The organism is Kribbella sp. NPDC054772 (assembly GCF_053611945.1).
In genome coordinates this window covers 32209-49449 of the sequence record NZ_JBSHBJ010000032.1, presented here as the reverse complement: position 1 = coordinate 49449, position 17241 = coordinate 32209, and the positions used below count along the sequence as shown (strand labels likewise).

The following is a 17241-nucleotide window of genomic DNA, read 5'->3' as shown; positions in this document are numbered from 1 at the left end:
CCAGTGACTCGGGTTCTGCTCTACACAGGTAAGGGCGGCGTAGGCAAGACGACCTCCGCTGCCGGTACGGCGACGCTCGCCGCGCTCCGTGGACTACGCACGCTGGTGCTCTCGACGGACGCCGCGCACTCGCTGTCGGACGCCTTCGACTCCGAGGTCGGTCCGGAACCGACCGAGATCGACGACCTGCTGTTCGTCCAGCAGATCGATGCGCAGCGCAAGTTCGAGCGCTCCTGGGGCGACATCCAGGCCTATCTGCGCTCGGTGCTGCACATGGTCGGCGTCGACCCGATCGAGGCCGAGGAGCTGACCGTGCTGCCCGGCGCCGCCGAGGTACTGGCGCTGCTCGAGGTCCGCGATCACGTCCGGTCCGGCCGGTGGGACGTGATCGTCGTCGACTGCGCGCCGACCGCGGAGACGCTGCGGCTGCTGGCGTTGCCCGAGGCGCTGAACTGGTACCTGGACCGGATCTTCAACGCCGAGCGGAAGATGATGCGTACCTTCCGCCCGTTCCTCAATCGCGGCGCGAGCATCCCGATGCCGGACGACACCGTGTTCGACGCGCTCCGCCGGCTGCAGAACGACCTGGCGGACATCCGCACGCTGCTGGCCGGCCCGGACGCCTCGGTGCGGCTGGTGCTGACGCCGGAGGCGGTCGTGGTTGCCGAGGCCCGGCGCTCGCTGACCAGGCTGTCCCTGTACGGGTACCGCGTCGACGGCGTGGTCGCGAACCGGGTCTTCCCGGCGGCCGGCGCCGACACCTGGCGGCGGCAGTGGGTCGCCGCGCAGCGCGGCATCCTCGAGGAGGTCGCCGACTCTTTCCGGCCGTTGCCGATCTGGGAGTCGCCGTACCGGGTCTGTGAGCCGGTGGGCGTCGAGGAGTTGGCCGCGTTCGCGGTCGAGATGTACGGCGGGGACGACCCGTTCGCCCGCGCCACCGACGAGACGTCCCTGTGGGTCGACCGGCACATCGACACCGACGGCCGGACGTACACGCTGACGATGCCGTTGCCGTTGGCATCCGCCAACGAGCTGGAGCTCGCGCGGCACGGCGACGAGCTGATCATCACGGTCGGGTCGTACCGCCGGGTGCTGCCGTTGCCGGCGGCGCTGGCCCGTGGCGTCGTCGCGGGCGCGCGGCTGGACGACGGGCGGCTGCAGGTGCGGTTCGCGCCGCGCGAGGCGGCCCGGGAGACAGCGCGCGACGCCGGGCGGGAGCCGGGGCGTGCGGCCGGGGCAGAGGTGCCGAGCGGGTCGGGGCCGTTGGAGTCCGCGCAGGAGCTCGCGCAAGGGCTGACGGCGGAGTACCACGAGCAGCTGGCCCGGCGGGAAGCGGCGATCGGTGACCGGCCATGACCAAGGAGCCGATCGGATCGGTCGCCGAGGAGGCCGCGAAGCTGTTCGCCGTACTGCAGCACGCCGCGGCGACTCAGCCACCGCCTGCTCAGGACGCCGCTGACGACACCGCTGAGGATGTGGCTGCCGACGCAGCTGACGAGACCGCGGGCGAGAAGCACAAGCTCGGCCCGGACTGTGTGTGGTGCCCGGTGTGCCAGCTCATCCACCGGGTGCGGAACACCAGCCCGGAGACGATCGAGCAGCTGTCGACGGCGGCCGCGCACGTGCTGGGCTCGGTGAGATCTCTGCTGGAGGCCGCGGCGGACGCGGGCCGGCAGTCGCGGGAGGACGCAGCGTCGCGGGCCTCAGCACCCGAGGAGGAGACGACCCGGTCCCGGGTGGACCGGATCGACGTGAGTGAGGACCCCGAACCATGGGACTGACGATCGGTATCGATGTCGGCGGCACCAAGATCGCGGCCGGAGTGGTCGACGAACATGGCGCCATCGTGGCGCGGACGACGCGCGACACCCCGGCGGACTCGGTCGACGCGACCGCTGCGGCGATCTGTGACGCGGCCGCCGAGTTGATCGCCGGCAACGACGTGGAGGCAGTCGGCATCGGCGCTGCCGGATTCGTCTCGTCGGACCGTACGACGGTGCTCTTCGCGCCGAACCTGGCCTGGCGGGACGAGCCGCTCGGCGCGCGGGTCGCGAAGCAGTTGGACGTCCCGGTCGTGGTGGAGAACGACGCCAACGCGGCCGCCTGGGGCGAGTTCGCGGTCGGCGCCGCCAAGGACGTCGAGCACATGGTCTGCATCACGGTCGGCACCGGGATCGGTGGTGGTGTGGTGATCGGTGGCGAACTGGTCCGCGGTGCCCATGGTGTGGCGGCCGAGCTCGGCCACATGCGCGTCGTACCCGGTGGGCATCGGTGTGGTTGTGGAGCGCGCGGGTGCCTGGAGCAGTACGCGTCCGGACGGGCGCTGGTGCGCGAGGGCAAGGCGCGGGCCGAGTCGGGGTCGCTGGCCGCGGCGCAGATGCTGAGCCTGTGCGGGATCACCGACCCGGCGGAGCTGACCGGCCCGATGATCACCGAGGCGGCCATGCAGGGTGATCCGTGCGCCGTCGAGCTGCTGGAGGACCTCGGCCGCTGGCTCGGCGAGGGGCTGGCCAGCCTGGCGACCATGTTCGACCCGACACAGATCGTGATCGGCGGCGGCGTGAGCGCCGCGAAGGACCTGCTGATGCGGTCCGCGCAGCTGGCCTTCGAGAAGAACCTGCCGGCCCGGTCCAACCGGCCGCACGCGTCCTTCAGCCTCGCCGAACTGGGCAACGACGCCGGCCTGATCGGCGCCGCCGACCTGGCCCGCCGCCCCGCTCCGGCACCCGAGAAGTCCCGGTGATTGTCCTGACCTGGGATACTGGAGAGGTTGCGGCGGGGGCCACGAGGAAGGTCGAACCTTGGCTCTGACACAGGCTCTGACGATCGGGATCGACATCGGCGGCACCAAGGTGGCCGCCGGCGTGGTCGACCCCGAGGCCAACATCTTGGACCGGGTCCGCCGGGACACGCCGACGACCGATCCGAAGGAGACCGAGGACGCGATCGCGGAGATCGTCCACGACCTGGAGTCGCGGCACGACGTGATCGCGGTCGGAATCGGCGCCGCCGGGTTCGTCGACGGGACCCGCTCGTCGGTGCTGTTCGCGCCGCACCTCGCCTGGCGGCACGAGCCGCTGCGGGACGCGGTCGAGCGCCGGCTCGGCCTGCCGGTCGTGGTCGAGAACGACGCGAACGCGGCCGCCTGGTCGGAGTGGCGGTTCGGCGGCGGGCAGGGCGAGAGCCACCTGGTCTGCGTCACGCTCGGCACCGGCATCGGCGGCGCGATCCTGAACGACGGCTCGTTGCAGCGCGGGAAGTTCGGTATCGCCGGCGAGTTCGGCCACATGCAGGTGGTGCCGGGCGGTCATCGCTGCGAGTGCGGCAACCGTGGCTGCTGGGAGCAGTACGCCTCCGGTAACGCGCTGACCCGGGAGGCACGCGAGTTGGCGCTGTCCGGGTCGCCCGTCGCGCACAACCTGCTCCGCGCGGCCGGTGGCGATCCGCGCAAGATCAACGGCCCGATGGTGACCGAGCTGGCGAAGGATGGCGACCCGGTCGCGGTCGAGCTTCTCGAGGACGTCGGCCGCTGGCTCGGTATCGGGCTGGCGAATCTGGCCGCCGCGCTGGACCCGGGCACGTTCGTGATCGGTGGTGGCGTGTCGGATGCCGGCGAGCTGCTGCTGTCGCCGGCGCGGGAGGCGTTCAAACGGACGTTGACCGGGCGTGGGTTCCGGCCCGAGGCGCGGATCGTGCGCGCGGTGCTCGGCCCGGAGGCCGGCCTGGTCGGTGCCGCCGACCTGGCCCGCGAAGAGGCGACGTGGCTGCGTCGGGTCCGGGTGAAGACCACGGCGGTGACCGCGAAGACGGCCGCGGCGCGAGGCCGGTCGACCCGTTTGGATCGAGCGGCCCGCAAGTCCGCGGGACGCCGTACCGGAATGCGGGCGGCCGCGTCGGACGATGACTTCCAGCATGCCGACGTGAACGGCGACACCGACGCATGACCGCCGGCTCCCTGCGGGTGCTGTCCTACAACGTGCACCGCTGGGGAGACGACCGTACGGCGCTGGCTCGGGTGGTGCAGGCCTGCGCGCCGGATGTGCTGCTGGTGCAGGAGGCGCCGACCTGGTTCGGGACCCGTCGTAAGCGCCGGGCGATGGCCGCGACCTTCGGGATGCGGTACGTCGCGGCGTCCGCGCGGAACGCGATCCTGGTTGCCGACGGCATCGAACTCACCGGGATCCGGAGCCGCCGGATCTGGCGCCCGTTCTTCCGCCGCCGGTTGAACTTCATCGCCACCCAGCTGCCGGGCGGTGCGGTCGGCGGGCTTGTCGGAGGCGTGGCGGTGGTGGTGTGCCACCTGGGTTTGCATCCGCGCGGCCGGATTCACGAGCTGGCGCAGGTACTCGCACTGTGCCGCTCGTTCAACGCGCCGTACCTGCTTGCCGGCGACCTGAACGAGGAACCCGACGGCCCGATCTGGAAACGTCTCTCCGAGGAGGGCCTCGTCGACCTCGGCGCCGACGCGGGCCCGACCTTCAACTCGGCAAACCCCTACAAGCGCATCGACGGGGCCGAGCTGTCCGCCACCCTGAACGGCCGCGTCCGCCACCTGCCCGCCACCCGCGAGGACCTGGCCGCCGCGTCCGACCACCTCCCGCTCCTGATCGAGATCACGCTCTGAACTCGAGCAGGGGAGTCGTGACGATCTCCCGCCAGTTCGCCCGATGCGTCTCGGTGCGCAGCCGGAAGTAGAGCGTTTCCCGCCGTAGGTCGTCCGCGCTGCCGAAGTGACCGCCGATGTTATGCGCGAGCAGATAGTGCGCGAACAGCACGCTGCCCGCCGGGCCGGTCGCCTGGATCGGATCGCCGAGCGGGATGTCCGGATACGGGCCCGGGTTCAGCTCGTCGACCTTGGCGAGCGCGTCGGCGCCATGCTCTGCGAGGTACGCGCCGAAGCGGCGGTGCGTGCCCGGCCAGATGTAGAGGTTGCCGCGGTCGACCTCGTCGTGCGGCGTCAGCCAGAGACCGGCGAGCAGGGTGAAGGTGCCCGGCGTACCGTCCGGCAGGCAGGGCGTGATCCCGTCCACGTGCGGCCCGCCCGGCACGTGCGGCCACGGCGGGATCGTCGTCGCCACCTGCGCCTGATCCGGCTCCTGCAGTTGCAGGTCGTCGCGGATCAGCTCGCAGGCCAAGGCGTCGATCCCGGCCGTCCGGTAGATGGTGAGCAAGGGGTGGTCGGCAGTCAGTTGCGGCCAGAGGAAGTGTGCTCCGACTCCCTCCGGCGGCTTCCGCTCGAGCATTCGCGCGACGATCCGCCGGCCGGTGGCGATCTGTTCGTCGGACAGTACGCCGGGCACCACGACGTACCCCTGGTCCCGGAACTGCGTCCGCTGGGCGTCGGTGATCATGCGGCCAGTCCAGCAGCGGCGTGCGGGACCGGCAAACGAATTAGCTCTTCTTGCGGCTCAGGAACGCGAGCATGGCTTCCTGGGCGGCGGGGGAGTCGAAGAGGGACGCGGACAGCTCGGCGAGATCCTTGCCGCGGGCATCGATATCGGCGAGCAGCTCGCGGTTGAGGAGCTTCTTGGTTTCGCGGAGGCCTTGCGGGACGCCCTTCAGGAGCGAGATGAGCAGCGCCCCGATCGAGGCGTCCAGGTCGTCGTCGGGGACCGTCAGCGTGAGCAGGCCGAGGCGTGCGGCTTCCAGCGCGTCGAACGGGTTGCCGGACAGGAACGTGTACGCCGCGGCGCGGTCGGTCAGCCGGGGGAGCACAGTCAGCGAGATCGTCGCCGCCGCCAGCCCGAGCCGTACCTCGGTCAACGCGAACGACGCGCTCTCGCCGCCGATGCTGATGTCGGCCGCCGCGACGATCCCGATCCCGCCGGCGCGCACCGGTCCCGAAACCCGCGCCACCACCGGCTTCGGGTTCGCGACGATCGCTCGCTGCACATCGACCATCCGCTGCGCGCCGACCCCCATCCCGACCGTCGTCGCCTCGGACATGTCGGCACCGGAGCAGAACACGTCGAGCGCGGACCGAACCACGATCACCCGCACGGAGTCATCGGCCCCCGCCGACTGCAGGTGCTCGAGCAACTCACCCGTGAGCTGCTGCGACAACGCGTTCTTGTTGTGCGGCGAGTCAAGCGTGATCGTCGCCACGCCACCGTCCACTGTCAGATGCACGAGTTCGGTCATGCAGCCCATCCAACACCCATCGCCGCCCGCGCAGCAGTTCCGGCGGGTCCAGGACCCCCTCCGTCACTAGGATCAACGCCCGACGACGAGCTGCGAGGAGACGGATGATCGACCTCAGTCAGACCAGGGCCTGCCACGACGTGCGCTTCGACCCGGCGCGGACCGGCGCGGAGATCGTGGCCGCGGCCAAGGTCATCACCGAGCGGTCCGGCGACGTTCACCACGAGGACATGTACTACCGCAATGGCTACCTCGTGGAGGCCGGCCGCGCCTCGGAACACCTGGAGCGGGGCCTCGTCATCGCGCAGAACCTCGACCTGGCGTATCTGGATCCGACGGCGAAGTACAGCTCCGTGACGCTCGCGCACCACGACCTGCCGGATGCCGGAGCGGTGATCCGTCCACAGAATGCGACCCTCGAGAACACGGTGGGGTCCCTCAAGGAGTTCGGCGCGGATCTCCAGCGGGAGCTGGACGCTGTGCCGGCGCAGGCCGCGCACAGAGAGCGCGCACTCGCGGAGCACCGGTCTCCACGGGGCGCGGACGGTTCGGTGAAGCCGATCCAGCTGGACGTGACGGACACCCGGCAAGCGATCAAGTTCGATCGGCCCATCACCGGCAGGGAACTGATGGCCTCGGTCAAGGCGTGCAGCGTGCCGGACAGGCTGAACCACTCGCAGTACTACGAGGCGGCCGGACCGGACGGTTCGGGGTTCGTCGTCGGGCAGAGTTCCGGTCACCCGGACCACACCCTGGTGGTGGTCCCCACCAGCGGGGAGGGGTACATCGACCCGGAGCGGACCTACGCCGGGGTGCTCGTCGCGAACCATCATCTGGTGGTTCCGGGGCAGCATCGGCTTGCGGTGCCGGCCAGCGTCGACGGACAGTCCCGAGCGGTCGGCGAGTTCGCCGATCGCCTGGACCGGAGCGTCCGGACGCAGATCATGGCCAGCCGCGCCCTGGACCGCGGCAGCAACCTCGCGCGCGGCTCGGACACGGGCCGCCCAGGCGCGGGCGACGGCTCGATAACCCAGACGTACGACTACGCCCAACGCCCCTCCGGCACCCGCCTCGGCGACAACGGCCGCAGCTGACATGCACGCCGACCTGCAGCCAGTGACAGAAGGAGATTGCCTTGGTTGACCTCAGCGGCTCGCCTGCGATGAAGACCGTCGAGTTCGGTCGCCCGATCACCGGTCAGCAACTGATCGAGGCGGTGGAAAAGGCCTGCGAGCAGGCTGGTGGCCGACCGTACAAGGAGAAGGTCCTCAACGAGCAGGTCATGTACCTCGTGGGGCGCAGTGGCTGGAGCGACGGCGACAACTTGCTGGTGACCCCGGACAAGACGACCGCCGCTATCGCCCCGGACAGGAGCTACACCTTGGCAGTGGTCGTTCGGCACGACAAGCCGGTGGAAGGGCGGATGTACGACGACAGCGGGCCCTACACCCGCGACCAGGAGATCCAGTCCGTCATGACGTTCAGCGAGCACCTCGCGCAAGCTGTCGCGCAGCAACAAGAACCCGCACTGCAGAAGGGCCTCGACCCGAACGCCCTCACCGGCGTCGCGGGGCCGATCCAGGACCCCGTCGCAGGTTCGAGGTTGGAGACGTCGGCCTGGCCGCCGCAGCGCGACGGCAACCCGACTCGTCTCGGCCGCGGCGACGGCCCACAGGCACGCTGAGGTCAAGCACGGAGGACGCTGAACCTCCCCGGCCGGCTCACGGGCCGGACGGGGTGGACTTCGGGTTGAGGGGGTCGGCGTGGCGGTGGGTGATTTTCCACCTGCCGTCTTCGGTGCGGAAGACCATGGTGGTGCGGAGGAGGTGCGGGACCGGGTCCGGCTGGGTGACGTGGTGGACGGTGCCGCGTTCGATCGCCACCGTGTATGCCGTGTCCGCGCCGACGTGCTTGTCCAGGTACTCGAACCGGATCTCCGCGCCGCTGTCGCGGAACTGCTCCGACGCCCACTCGTAGCGGGGGCCGATCTCTGACCAGCCGACCTCCTGGCCGCCGAAGCCGCCGAAGATCGAGGTCTGTTCGCTGCGTGACACCAGCGGCAGCCACAACGACGGGTCCCCGTTGACGAACGCGGTGTTGGCCTCCTCGAACCTGCGCAGGAACGTCTCGAAGTCCTCAGTCACCATGACACCAGCCTGAACCGCGGCGGGGTCACTTGCTGTCGGCGTACGTGGGAGACAGCTCACGCGCGAGGTGCTCGACGAACAGCCCGACGTCGGTGACGATCCCGCGGGCGTGCGACGAACCCCGGTCGGCGAGTTTGGTCACGGTGGCCGGGTTGATGTCGACGCAGGTCAAGGGGATCGACGCCGGGAGAATGTTGCCCGTAGCAACGGAGTGCAGCATGGTCGCCGCCATCAGGCAGAACCCGACGCCGGGGAGTTCGGCGCGCATCGCGCGCTGCCCCTCGAGGACGTCGGTGTAGACGTCCGGCAGCGGCCCGTCGTCGCGGACCGACCCGACCAGGACGAACCGCTTCCCGTTCTTCACCAGCGCGTGCATCACACCGGAGGTGAGCACGCCCTGCTCCACCGCCGCCGCGATCGACCCGGCTTTCCGGATCGTGTTGATCGCGCGGATGTGGTGCTCGTGGCCGTGCTCGACGCCGCGGCCCCGGTCCAGGTCGACGCCGAGCGACGTCCCGTACAGCGACGACTCGATGTCGTGGGTGGCCAGCGCGTTGCCGGCGAACAGGACGTCGACGAAACCCGCGTTGACGAGCGCGACCATGGCCGGTGCGGCGCCGGTGTGCACGATGCCCGGTCCACCGACCCAGAGCACCTTCTGGCCGTTCGCCTTCGCCTCGCGCATCCCCTCGGCGACCTGGCGGACGAGCACCCGCTGCGGCTTCTCGCTGGACACGTCCGACTCCATGAAGCCGAACCCGCCTTCGGTCGCCTCGGTGATCGGCGGGATCACCCGGACACCCTGCGCGCTGGTGATGATCCGCATGCCGGCGCGCACGTCGGACATCGGGATGGTGCGCACCGTGCCACCCTCGACCAGTAGTCCGCAGTCCATCTCCGGGTTGTGGACCTCGACCCAATGGCCGCCGAGCCGCACATTGGTCGGCAGGTTGGTGGTCGAGTAGAAACCGTCGGGGAAGACGCCGTCCTGGACGACCTCGGAGATCTCCGGTTCACCGGGATTCACCAGGTTCGCGCCCTTGGTCTGGATCCGCATCAGCAGCCGCTGCAGCGACTCCTCGTCCTCGGCGCCGACCGTCATCCGGACCGTCGACGGGTCGTCCTTGTCGTACCCGAGGTCGAACTTGTCCAGCGTGTACTCACCGCCGTACCCGCGGATGTCGTCGAGGACCCGGGACAGCAGCCCGGAGTCCATCAGGTGGCCGGTGATCTCGACGGTCTCGGTGACCTGCACGGGTACCTCCCACAGAAGTGCACGGTATGTCGGATTGTCCGACGATCCGCATGCTAACTCAGACGACCGCCCCGTCGTCGCCGCCGTCACCGGGCGGCAGTCGGTCCTTCATCCGCAGCACCAGCGTGAGGAACCCGCCGATGAACCCCGCCACCGCGATCGTGGTGATCCGCCCGGTCCCGAAGTCGAGCACCGCGGCCGCGATCAGCAGCAGCGGCCCGCCGATCAGCCCGAGCCAGGCGGCCCGGCTGATCCAGTCCAGCCGGGGTCCGCGCGGCGGCTCCGGCGGCACGAAGTGGTCGTGCGGGTCGTCGGCCTTCTTGGCCGGCTTCTCGTCGTCCTCGTCCGGTGTCTCTTCCTTGATGGTCAGCCCGGTCGGTACGTCGATCAGTGGCTCGTACTTCTCGTCGACGTCCTCGCTCACCGGCCACCGCGGCGCCGGGTCGTCGCCGCCGTCGTGACCCGGCGCGGACGGTTTGCCGAACTGCTCGACGAGGGACTGCCACTCGGCGTCCTCGGTACTGCGGTCGATCACCGGGCGGGCCCGCTCGACCGCGTCGGCGTCGACGAAGATCTCGTCGTACCCGACCGGGATCCGGACCGGTTCCTCGGTCTCCTCCGGGGTGCGGGCCTCGTTCTGGTTCTCGCAGTACGCCGCGATGCCGGCCGTCTTGAGCGCGTCCAGGACCGGCTCGGCGACCAACGGATCGATGCCCCCGAGCGACGTGTACGACGCCGCCGTCAGTCCGTTGTCACGCATCGTCGTGCCCGCCCGCGGGCTCACTCAGCCGGGACTCGTCCAGGCTGGATGTACTCAGCCGACGGATGAAGGCCGCGGAGTCGGCGAAGATCCGCGGTGCGTCGTTGTCCAGGGTTGCCACGTGATAGCTGTCCTCGAGCAGGGTCTCGGTCACATCGCGGGACGAGATCGAGGACAGTACGGCGCGCCCCGAGCTCGGCTCCACCACATGATCGACAGTACTGCGGAACAACAGCACCGGCTGCGTGACCTTGGCCAGGTCCGCCCGGGTGAGCTTCCACAACTGCGACAGCGAGAGCAGCGCGCGCAGCGGCATCCGGTCGTACGCGCCCTCCTGGACACCACCCTTCTTGATGTCGTTGGAGATGCCCGGGAACGACGGCACAAGCCGCGCCAGCACCGGCAACAGCGCGAGCCGCTTGTCGTCGGTCCGCACCGACGGGTTGATCAGGACCAGACCAGAAATGTCGACACCGTGCTGCTCGGCCAGGCGCAGCACGAGGCAGCCGCCCATCGAGAGCCCGACGACGAACACCTGGTCGTGTTCCTTGCGTAACCGGGTGAGCTCGTTGTCCAGGACGGCGTACCAGTCCGGCCAGCCGGTCTTGTTCATCTCCTGCCAGCTGGTCCCGTGACCGGGCAGCCGCGGCACCGCCACGCCGTACCCCTCGGCGGCCAGGTGCTCCGCGAACGGCCGCATCGAGTGCGGCGAGCCGGTGAAACCGTGGCTCAGCAGGACTCCGACGGCGGCGTTCTCCCCGGACCCGGGGCTGCGAAACTCCTCCGCGTGGGCTTGCACTGGCACGCTCGACTCCTCGCCGGTCGGTCCTCACGGGCGCCCGGACCGGTCCCGGCAAGGGCGCGTGTCAATCGTCGCATCTGGGCCTCGTCCAGTCTGCATCCAGGTGACAACACGGTGAGCAACACTCGCATTCCTGGCGGTGACATTGCCTGAGAGGGAAGCTGGAACGTAGTGTCCGCACCGGAACGGTCCGCGCACCGGGGTTGTTGCGCGACCGCCACCGGCGGGCACTGGTGCCGGACGTGGGTACGAACGACGATGGCCTGGACGGTGTCGTCGGGTGTGTGTCGGGTGAGCGTGTCGGGCGAGTGACGGAGGTCGAGACGGATGCTGTACATGTTCCTCAGACGGTTCGTGGTCGCACCCTTGGTCAAACTGCTCTTCCGGCCGAAGGTGACCGGCCTGGAGCACGTGCCGACCGACGGTCCGGCGCTGCTGGTCAGCAACCACCTGGCGTTCTGCGACTCGATCTTCCTGCCGGTCTCGGTGCCGCGGCAGATCGTCTTCCCGGCGAAGTCGGAGTACTTCACCGGCCCCGGCGTGAAGGGCAAGCTGGTCGCCACCTTCTTCCGGTCGGTCGGCCAGATCCCGATCGACCGCTCCGGCGGCCGCGCCTCGCTGGCCGCGCTGAACACCGGCCTCGGCATCCTGGACAAGGGTGGCCTGTTCGGGATCTACCCCGAGGGCACCCGCTCGCCCGACGGCCGGCTGTACAAGGGCAAGACCGGCGTCGCCCGGATGGCGATCGTGGCCGGCGTCCCGGTGATCCCGGTCGCGATGATCGACACCGAGAAGCTGCAGCCGCCGGGCCGGATCTGGCCGCAGTGGTTCTACCGCGAGAAGGGCCGGCTGCTGCCGCGCCTGGTGCGTCCGGGTGTGGCGTTCGGCACGCCGCTGGACTTCTCCCGCTACGAGGGCATGGAGCGGGACCGCTTCGTGCTGCGCTCGGTCACCGACGAGATCATGTACGCGCTGATGGACCTGTCCGGCCAGGAGTACGTCGACATGTACGCCGACAAGGCCAAGGAACTGATCAAGGCCGGTGAATCCGTCGACGAGCACATCCGGCTCGGCGACACGAAGGCCAGCTGACCCCGTTCCGGCCGGCGTCCGGCGAGGATTGTCGCCATGGACAGCGACTTGAACGTCCTCGGCGAGCCGCTGGAGGAGTGTGGGACCGACCCGGTCACCGGGTTCTACCGGGACGGGTGCTGCACGACCGGCCCCGAGGATCTCGGCAGCCACACGATCTGCGCGGTGATGACAGCGGAGTTCCTGGCCCACCAGGCGTCGATCGGGAACGACCTGATCACACCCCGCCCCGAGTACGACTTCCGCGGCCTCGAACCGGGTGACCGCTGGTGCGTCGTCGCGGCCCGCTGGCTGCAGGCGTACCACGACGGCACCGCAGCCCCCGTCGTCCTCGCCTCCACCCACGCCCGCGCCCTCGAAACAGTCCCCCTCACCGTCCTCCGAGCCCACGCCGTCGACGTACCCCCAGACCTCAGCTCCCTGACCTGACCCGGGGAGGATTGTGTGCCCGATCCGGGTACACGATCCTCCCCAGGGTCTCGGTCAGAGCCGACAAGCGGGGGAGCAGCGGCGAGGACGGCCGGGCCAACCGCGGAGGTGGAGGGCGGCGACGACCTGGGCCGCGACTGCGCACGGTTCGCTGACCAGTTGGTACCCGAACCGCAGTGTGAGTTTGCTGCTCGTCGCCGCCGCGTTGTCGCGGGTCATGTCCCGCCAGCGGCTGATGGAGTCGGCGTGACCCGCTTGACCGTCCAGTTCGACGATCACGCCGTACGGCTCGTACTCCGTGTCTCGGTAGACGACACCCTGCTCGGTCGTCGCGCGGACCTGCCGCCGAGGGCGCGGTAGGCCGTGCGCTCGCTCGACGCGTCGCAGGTACGCGTGCTCGAGGAAGGACTGCACCCCGTCCGACGCATCGGCCAGGATCCGCCGGAGGGTGCTGCGTCCGGCGAGACTTGGCAGTGCGGGCAGCTCGGCGAGGATCCGGTCCGGCGTGGTGCGACGCTGTCGACAGGCATCCAGCAGTACGGCGGCCCGCCGCGAAACATCCTGCTGCGCGCTTGCCGTGAGGAGCAATGCCACCTCGAGTCGGACCGTCCGCGGGCGCCGTGAGGAGTGCAGGATCGCTGAGAGGTCACGGTGCCGGCTGAGGACGACACCTGGCTTCGGATCGACCCGTCGCGCGTGCGGCACCGCGACATGGATCCGGTCGTCGCGCTGATGCCCGTCGACACCGTGGGCGCGCAACGCGGTCTGGCCGGTGAGGGCTGCCCCCGGTCCACACGTGAGGAGTGCGGCCCACACCCTGGTCTCCCACGGCAGCGGTCCGGTGAAATCGACGTACACGCCCGGATGGAATCGCTGCAGTTGTCGCGCCCGTACGCCGCGCCTCAGCACCTTGTCGGTGACCCCGTGCCGCGCCGCCTGCGCCCGCGTGAACGCACCCGCCTGCCAACGCCGCAGCTCCACGAACGACCGCGCATCATCAACCTCCACGCCCCAGAACATGCACCGGGCACCCCATCCAGCCGCTCGCCACTTGCTCTCCTGTGGATAAGTGGGTTGGGGAGGATCGTGTGCCCGGATCGGGTACGGGATCCTCCCCAGCCTGATGTGGTGAGACGGAGAGGCGGGGGTGGTGGGGGCTCTACTAGGCTGAGGGCATGCAATTCGCGACGTTGACGACGGGGGAAGTGCCCGGGGTTCCGACCCTGGACGAGCTGCGGGCCTTGAAGCCGTTGCAGCAGCCGGAGTGGCCGGAGTCGGCCCCGCTGGACCAGGTGATCGCCGAGCTCCGGACGCTGCCGCCGCTGGTGTTCGCCGGTGAGTGCGACGACCTGACCACCAAGATCGGCGCTGTCGCCCGCGGCGAGGCGTTCATCCTGCAGGGTGGCGACTGCGCCGAGACGTTCGCCGGCGTCACCGCCGAGAACATCCGGGCCAAGCTCCGGGTGCTCCTGCAGATGTCCGTCGTGCTGCAGTACGCCGCGAGCGTGCCGGTCGTGAAGATCGGCCGGATCGCCGGTCAGTACGCCAAGCCGCGCTCGTCCGGCGAGGAGACGCGGGACGGCGTGACGCTCCCGTCGTACCGTGGCGACGCCGTGAATGGTTTCGACTTCACCCCCGAGTCCCGGATCCCGGACCCGCAGCGCCTCCGCGGCGTCTACAACGCGGCCGCCGCCACGCTGAACCTGACCCGCGCGTTCACCACCGGCGGGTACGCCGACCTGCACCAGGTGCACGCCTGGAACACGGACTTCGTGAAGTCGTCCCCGGTCGGCCGGCGCTACGAGCAGCTGGCGTCCGAGATCGAGCGCGCGCTCGCGTTCATGCGGGCCTGTGGCGCCACCTCGGACGAGTTCAAGACCGTCGACTTCTATGCGTCCCACGAGGCGCTGATCCTCGAGTACGAGCACGCCCTGACCCGCATCGACTCGCGGACCGAGCAGCCGTACGACGTGTCCGGCCACCTGCTGTGGGTGGGGGAGCGGACCCGGCAGCTGGACGGCGCGCACGTCGAGTTCCTCGCCTCGTTGTCGAACCCGCTGGGCGTCAAGATCGGCCCGACCACGACCCCGGAGTACATCCGGGAGCTGATCGACAAGCTGAACCCGAAGGGCGTCGAGGGGCGGCTCACGTTCATCACGCGGATGGGCGCCGGGAAGATCCGCGAGGCGCTGCCGCCGCTGCTGGAGGCGGTCCGCGACCACGGCTCGCCGATCGCGTGGGTGTGCGACCCGATGCACGGCAACACCTACGAGACGCCGAACGGGTACAAGACCCGCAACTTCGACGACGTGATGGACGAGGTCCAGGGCTTCTTCGACGCGCACGAGCAGGTCGGCACGTGGCCGGGCGGCGTCCACATGGAGCTCACCGGCGACGACGTCACCGAGTGCCTCGGTGGTGGTGAGGAGCTGGTCGCGGAGGACCTCGTGAACCGCTACGAGACCGCCTGCGACCCGCGGCTGAACCGGCACCAGTCGCTGGAGATCGCGTTCCTGGTCGCCGAGCGGCTGCGGGGAGCCCAGGCGTGACCTCGGGCGTCGTCGACCTCCGCTCCGACACCGTCACCCGGCCATCGGCGGAGATGCTCGCAGCGATGACGGCGGCGCCGGTCGGCGACGACGTGTACGGCGAGGATCCGACCGTCAACGCGTTGGAGGGGCGGGTCGCCGGCCTGCTCGGGCACGAGGCCGGGCTCTTCACCGTGACGGGCTCGCTCGCGAATGTCCTCGGCGTCCGCGGGCTCGTGCCGCGCGGCGGCGAGGTGCTGTGCGAGGCGAGCGCCCACATCGTCCGCGCCGAGCTCGGCTCGCACGCGGCCGTCAGCGGCGTCACCACCCGGACCTGGAGCGCCCCGTCCGGGCAGATCGACCTGGAGCAGATCCGCGCCCTGATCGCGCCCGACCTCGGCCCGTACTTCGTCACCACGTCGGCCGTCTCGGTCGAGAACACCCACAACTTCGGCGGCGGCGCGATCCAGCACGGGTACGACGCCCTCGCGGACGAGCTCGAAGCGCGCGGCCTGCCCCTGCACCTCGACGGCGCCCGGTTGTGGAACGCGGCCGTCGCGAGCGGGCGCACGGTGGCGTCGTACGCGTCCCGCGCCGCGGCCGCCAGCGTCTGCCTCTCGAAGGGCCTGGGCGCGCCGGTCGGCTCGGTCCTCGTCGGCTCCACGGAGCTGATCCGCGAGGCGCGGGTGTGGCGGAAGCGTCTCGGTGCCGGCTGGCGCCAAGCCGGCGTACTGGCTGCTGCTGGGCTCTACGCGCTCGACCACAACATCGAGCGTCTCGCCGACGACCACGCCAACGCTCGCCTGATCGCCGAGGTGCTCGCCGACGCGGCGCCCGGCTCGGTGAAACCCGACCAGGTCGACACGAACATCGTCGTCGCGGACCTGTCGGCCACGGGCAAGTCCGTCGCCGAAGTCGTCGCGGCCGCGAAGGACCAGGGCGTTTTGGTCGGTGGGGTCGGGGCCACGCAACTGCGGGTCGTCACGCATCTGGACGCTTCGACGGCCGACTGCCGGAGTGCTGCGGAAACCCTGGCGCGCCTGATCGGTTAGGGTGCAGCTGTCGGGTTTGCAGCGTTCGGGGAGAGCCGTGCGAGAGATCGTCGTGTTCAGCGGAAATGCCCACACCGAGTTGGCGGAGCAGATCTGTAGAGATCTCGGCGTACCGCTTTCTCCTGTCGAGATCCATCGTTTCAGCAACGACTGCCTACAGGTCCAACTCCAGGCGAACTGTCGGCAACGCGATGTGTACATCGTGCAACCGCTGGTGCCGCCGACGCAGGAGCACCTGATGGAGCTGCTGCTGATGATCGACGCCGCCCGGGGCGCTTCGGCGCAGCAGATCACCGCGGTCATCCCGCACTACGCGTACGCGCGGTCCGACAAGAAGGACTCGTCGCGGATCTCGATCGGCGGCCGGCTGGTCGCCGACATGCTGACCACCGCCGGGGTGAACCGGGTGCTCACGATGGCGCTGCACGCGCCGCAGGTGCACGGCTTCTTCTCGGTCCCGGTCGACCACCTGACCGGGATCGGCGTCCTCGCGGACCACTTCCGCGGTCGCGACCTGTCGGACACGGTCGTCGTCAGTCCGGATCTCGGCAACGCCAAGACCGCGACCCAGTTCGCCCGCCTGCTCGGCACCCCGGTCGCGGCCGGCAGTAAGCGCCGCCTCGCCGACGACCGCGTCGTGATCGACACCATCGTCGGCGACGTGGCCGGCAAACGCGCGATCGTCCTCGACGACGAGATCGCCACCGGCGGCTCGATCATCGAACTCCTCGACCGCCTGAAGGACCGCGGCTGCACGCAGGCCGCTGTCGCCTGCACCCACGGCCTGTTCGCCGGGCCTGCCGTCGACCGCCTCCGCGCCCACCCGTCGATCACCGAGGTCATCAGCACCGACACGGTTCCCCGCCCCGACGGCTTCCCCGAACTCGAGGTCACGTCGGTCTCGGGCCTGTTCGCCGAAGCCATCAAACGCATCCACGACGGCGAGTCGGTCAGCAGCCTCTTCGACGGCGTAGACCCCACCCACGCCCCACCCCAACCCAAACTCCCGTTCTAGAAGCGGGCGCAGCACGGCAA

The 17241-nt window shown here is 70.1% G+C and carries 19 protein-coding genes; 12 read left to right on the top strand and 7 right to left on the bottom strand.

Going from position 1 to position 17241, the window contains the following annotated elements; translation table 11 throughout:
* Nucleotides 1-3: 3 nt before the first annotated feature.
* The 5 genes from ACWGID_RS33685 to ACWGID_RS33665 are packed head-to-tail and all read left to right on the top strand — an operon-like array spanning nucleotide 4 to nucleotide 4624.
* Nucleotides 4-1356 carry an ArsA family ATPase gene (locus ACWGID_RS33685; RefSeq protein WP_452203371.1) on the top strand — a complete coding sequence of 451 codons (1353 nt, stop codon included), beginning with the start codon at nucleotides 4-6 and terminating at the stop codon, nucleotides 1354-1356.
* The gene (locus tag ACWGID_RS33680) at nucleotides 1353-1781 is read left to right on the top strand and encodes a hypothetical protein (RefSeq protein WP_452203370.1); all 429 of its coding nucleotides are present in this window, start codon (nucleotides 1353-1355) and stop codon (nucleotides 1779-1781) included. The genes ACWGID_RS33685 and ACWGID_RS33680 overlap by 4 nt, the downstream gene beginning before the upstream one ends.
* Nucleotides 1772-2743 (top strand): ROK family glucokinase, encoded by a 972-nt coding sequence (locus tag ACWGID_RS33675; RefSeq protein ID WP_452203369.1) that lies wholly within the window; start codon nucleotides 1772-1774, stop codon nucleotides 2741-2743. Before ACWGID_RS33680 ends, ACWGID_RS33675 begins: the two co-directional genes overlap by 10 nt.
* Before the next feature lie 58 nt (nucleotides 2744-2801).
* On the top strand, nucleotides 2802-3944 hold the full coding sequence (locus tag ACWGID_RS33670; RefSeq protein ID WP_452203368.1) for an ROK family glucokinase: 1143 nt from the start codon (nucleotides 2802-2804) through the stop codon (nucleotides 3942-3944).
* Nucleotides 3941-4624 (top strand): endonuclease/exonuclease/phosphatase family protein, encoded by a 684-nt coding sequence (locus tag ACWGID_RS33665; protein WP_452203367.1) that lies wholly within the window; start codon nucleotides 3941-3943, stop codon nucleotides 4622-4624. The genes ACWGID_RS33670 and ACWGID_RS33665 overlap by 4 nt, the downstream gene beginning before the upstream one ends.
* Here ACWGID_RS33665 and ACWGID_RS33660 read toward each other — a convergent pair.
* Nucleotides 4614-5351, bottom strand: a complete 738-nt coding sequence (locus ACWGID_RS33660; RefSeq protein ID WP_452203366.1) for a phytanoyl-CoA dioxygenase family protein — start codon at nucleotides 5349-5351, stop codon at nucleotides 4614-4616. The genes ACWGID_RS33665 and ACWGID_RS33660 overlap by 11 nt on opposite strands.
* A 40-nt stretch (nucleotides 5352-5391) precedes the next feature.
* Nucleotides 5392-6141: an enoyl-CoA hydratase-related protein gene (locus ACWGID_RS33655; RefSeq protein ID WP_452203365.1), complete on the bottom strand. Its 750-nt coding sequence runs from the start codon at nucleotides 6139-6141 to the stop codon at nucleotides 5392-5394.
* 104 nt (nucleotides 6142-6245) lie between these two features.
* Here ACWGID_RS33655 and ACWGID_RS33650 point away from each other — a divergent pair, with 104 nt between their 5' ends.
* Together ACWGID_RS33650 and ACWGID_RS33645 are read left to right on the top strand one after the other, a co-directional pair.
* Nucleotides 6246-7235 (top strand): hypothetical protein, encoded by a 990-nt coding sequence (locus ACWGID_RS33650; RefSeq protein ID WP_452203364.1) that lies wholly within the window; start codon nucleotides 6246-6248, stop codon nucleotides 7233-7235.
* Nucleotides 7236-7276: 41 nt separating this feature from the next.
* The gene (locus tag ACWGID_RS33645; protein ID WP_452203363.1) at nucleotides 7277-7825 is read left to right on the top strand and encodes a hypothetical protein; all 549 of its coding nucleotides are present in this window, start codon (nucleotides 7277-7279) and stop codon (nucleotides 7823-7825) included.
* A 37-nt stretch (nucleotides 7826-7862) separates the two neighbouring features.
* Here the strand turns inward: ACWGID_RS33645 and ACWGID_RS33640 are convergent, their stop codons facing one another.
* The 4 genes from ACWGID_RS33640 to ACWGID_RS33625 are packed head-to-tail and all read right to left on the bottom strand — an operon-like array spanning nucleotide 7863 to nucleotide 11108.
* Nucleotides 7863-8288 (bottom strand): YybH family protein, encoded by a 426-nt coding sequence (locus tag ACWGID_RS33640; RefSeq protein ID WP_452203362.1) that lies wholly within the window; start codon nucleotides 8286-8288, stop codon nucleotides 7863-7865.
* 25 nt (nucleotides 8289-8313) lie between these two features.
* Complete coding sequence (locus ACWGID_RS33635) at nucleotides 8314-9543, bottom strand: ornithine cyclodeaminase (protein WP_452203361.1); 1230 nt, start codon at nucleotides 9541-9543, stop codon at nucleotides 8314-8316.
* A 58-nt stretch (nucleotides 9544-9601) separates the two neighbouring features.
* Nucleotides 9602-10303, bottom strand: coding sequence for a hypothetical protein (locus tag ACWGID_RS33630; protein WP_452203360.1), 702 nt, complete (start codon nucleotides 10301-10303; stop codon nucleotides 9602-9604).
* Entirely contained in the window at nucleotides 10296-11108 is an 813-nt protein-coding gene (locus ACWGID_RS33625) for an alpha/beta hydrolase (protein WP_452203359.1), read from the bottom strand. The genes ACWGID_RS33630 and ACWGID_RS33625 overlap by 8 nt, the downstream gene beginning before the upstream one ends.
* Nucleotides 11109-11441: 333 nt before the next feature.
* On the opposite strand from ACWGID_RS33625, the gene ACWGID_RS33620 reads away from it, so the two are divergent.
* Nucleotides 11442-12197 (top strand): lysophospholipid acyltransferase family protein, encoded by a 756-nt coding sequence (locus tag ACWGID_RS33620; protein WP_452203358.1) that lies wholly within the window; start codon nucleotides 11442-11444, stop codon nucleotides 12195-12197.
* A 36-nt stretch (nucleotides 12198-12233) separates the two neighbouring features.
* The gene (locus ACWGID_RS33615; RefSeq protein WP_452203357.1) at nucleotides 12234-12626 is read left to right on the top strand and encodes a DUF2237 family protein; all 393 of its coding nucleotides are present in this window, start codon (nucleotides 12234-12236) and stop codon (nucleotides 12624-12626) included.
* Between the two features lie 54 nt (nucleotides 12627-12680).
* On the opposite strand, the gene ACWGID_RS33610 is transcribed toward ACWGID_RS33615, so the two are convergent.
* Entirely contained in the window at nucleotides 12681-13634 is a 954-nt protein-coding gene (locus ACWGID_RS33610) for a type IV toxin-antitoxin system AbiEi family antitoxin domain-containing protein (RefSeq protein WP_452203356.1), read from the bottom strand.
* A gap of 167 nt (nucleotides 13635-13801) precedes the next feature.
* Here ACWGID_RS33610 and ACWGID_RS33605 point away from each other — a divergent pair, with 167 nt between their 5' ends.
* From ACWGID_RS33605 to ACWGID_RS33595, 3 genes are read left to right on the top strand one after another with little or no spacing between them, the layout of a single operon-like run.
* On the top strand, nucleotides 13802-15175 hold the full coding sequence (locus tag ACWGID_RS33605; RefSeq protein WP_452203355.1) for a class II 3-deoxy-7-phosphoheptulonate synthase: 1374 nt from the start codon (nucleotides 13802-13804) through the stop codon (nucleotides 15173-15175).
* On the top strand, nucleotides 15172-16206 hold the full coding sequence (locus tag ACWGID_RS33600; RefSeq protein ID WP_452203354.1) for a threonine aldolase family protein: 1035 nt from the start codon (nucleotides 15172-15174) through the stop codon (nucleotides 16204-16206). The genes ACWGID_RS33605 and ACWGID_RS33600 overlap by 4 nt, the downstream gene beginning before the upstream one ends.
* 37 nt (nucleotides 16207-16243) lie before the next feature.
* Nucleotides 16244-17221 carry a ribose-phosphate diphosphokinase gene (locus ACWGID_RS33595; RefSeq protein ID WP_452203353.1) on the top strand — a complete coding sequence of 326 codons (978 nt, stop codon included), beginning with the start codon at nucleotides 16244-16246 and terminating at the stop codon, nucleotides 17219-17221.
* Nucleotides 17222-17241: the final 20 nt, after the last annotated feature.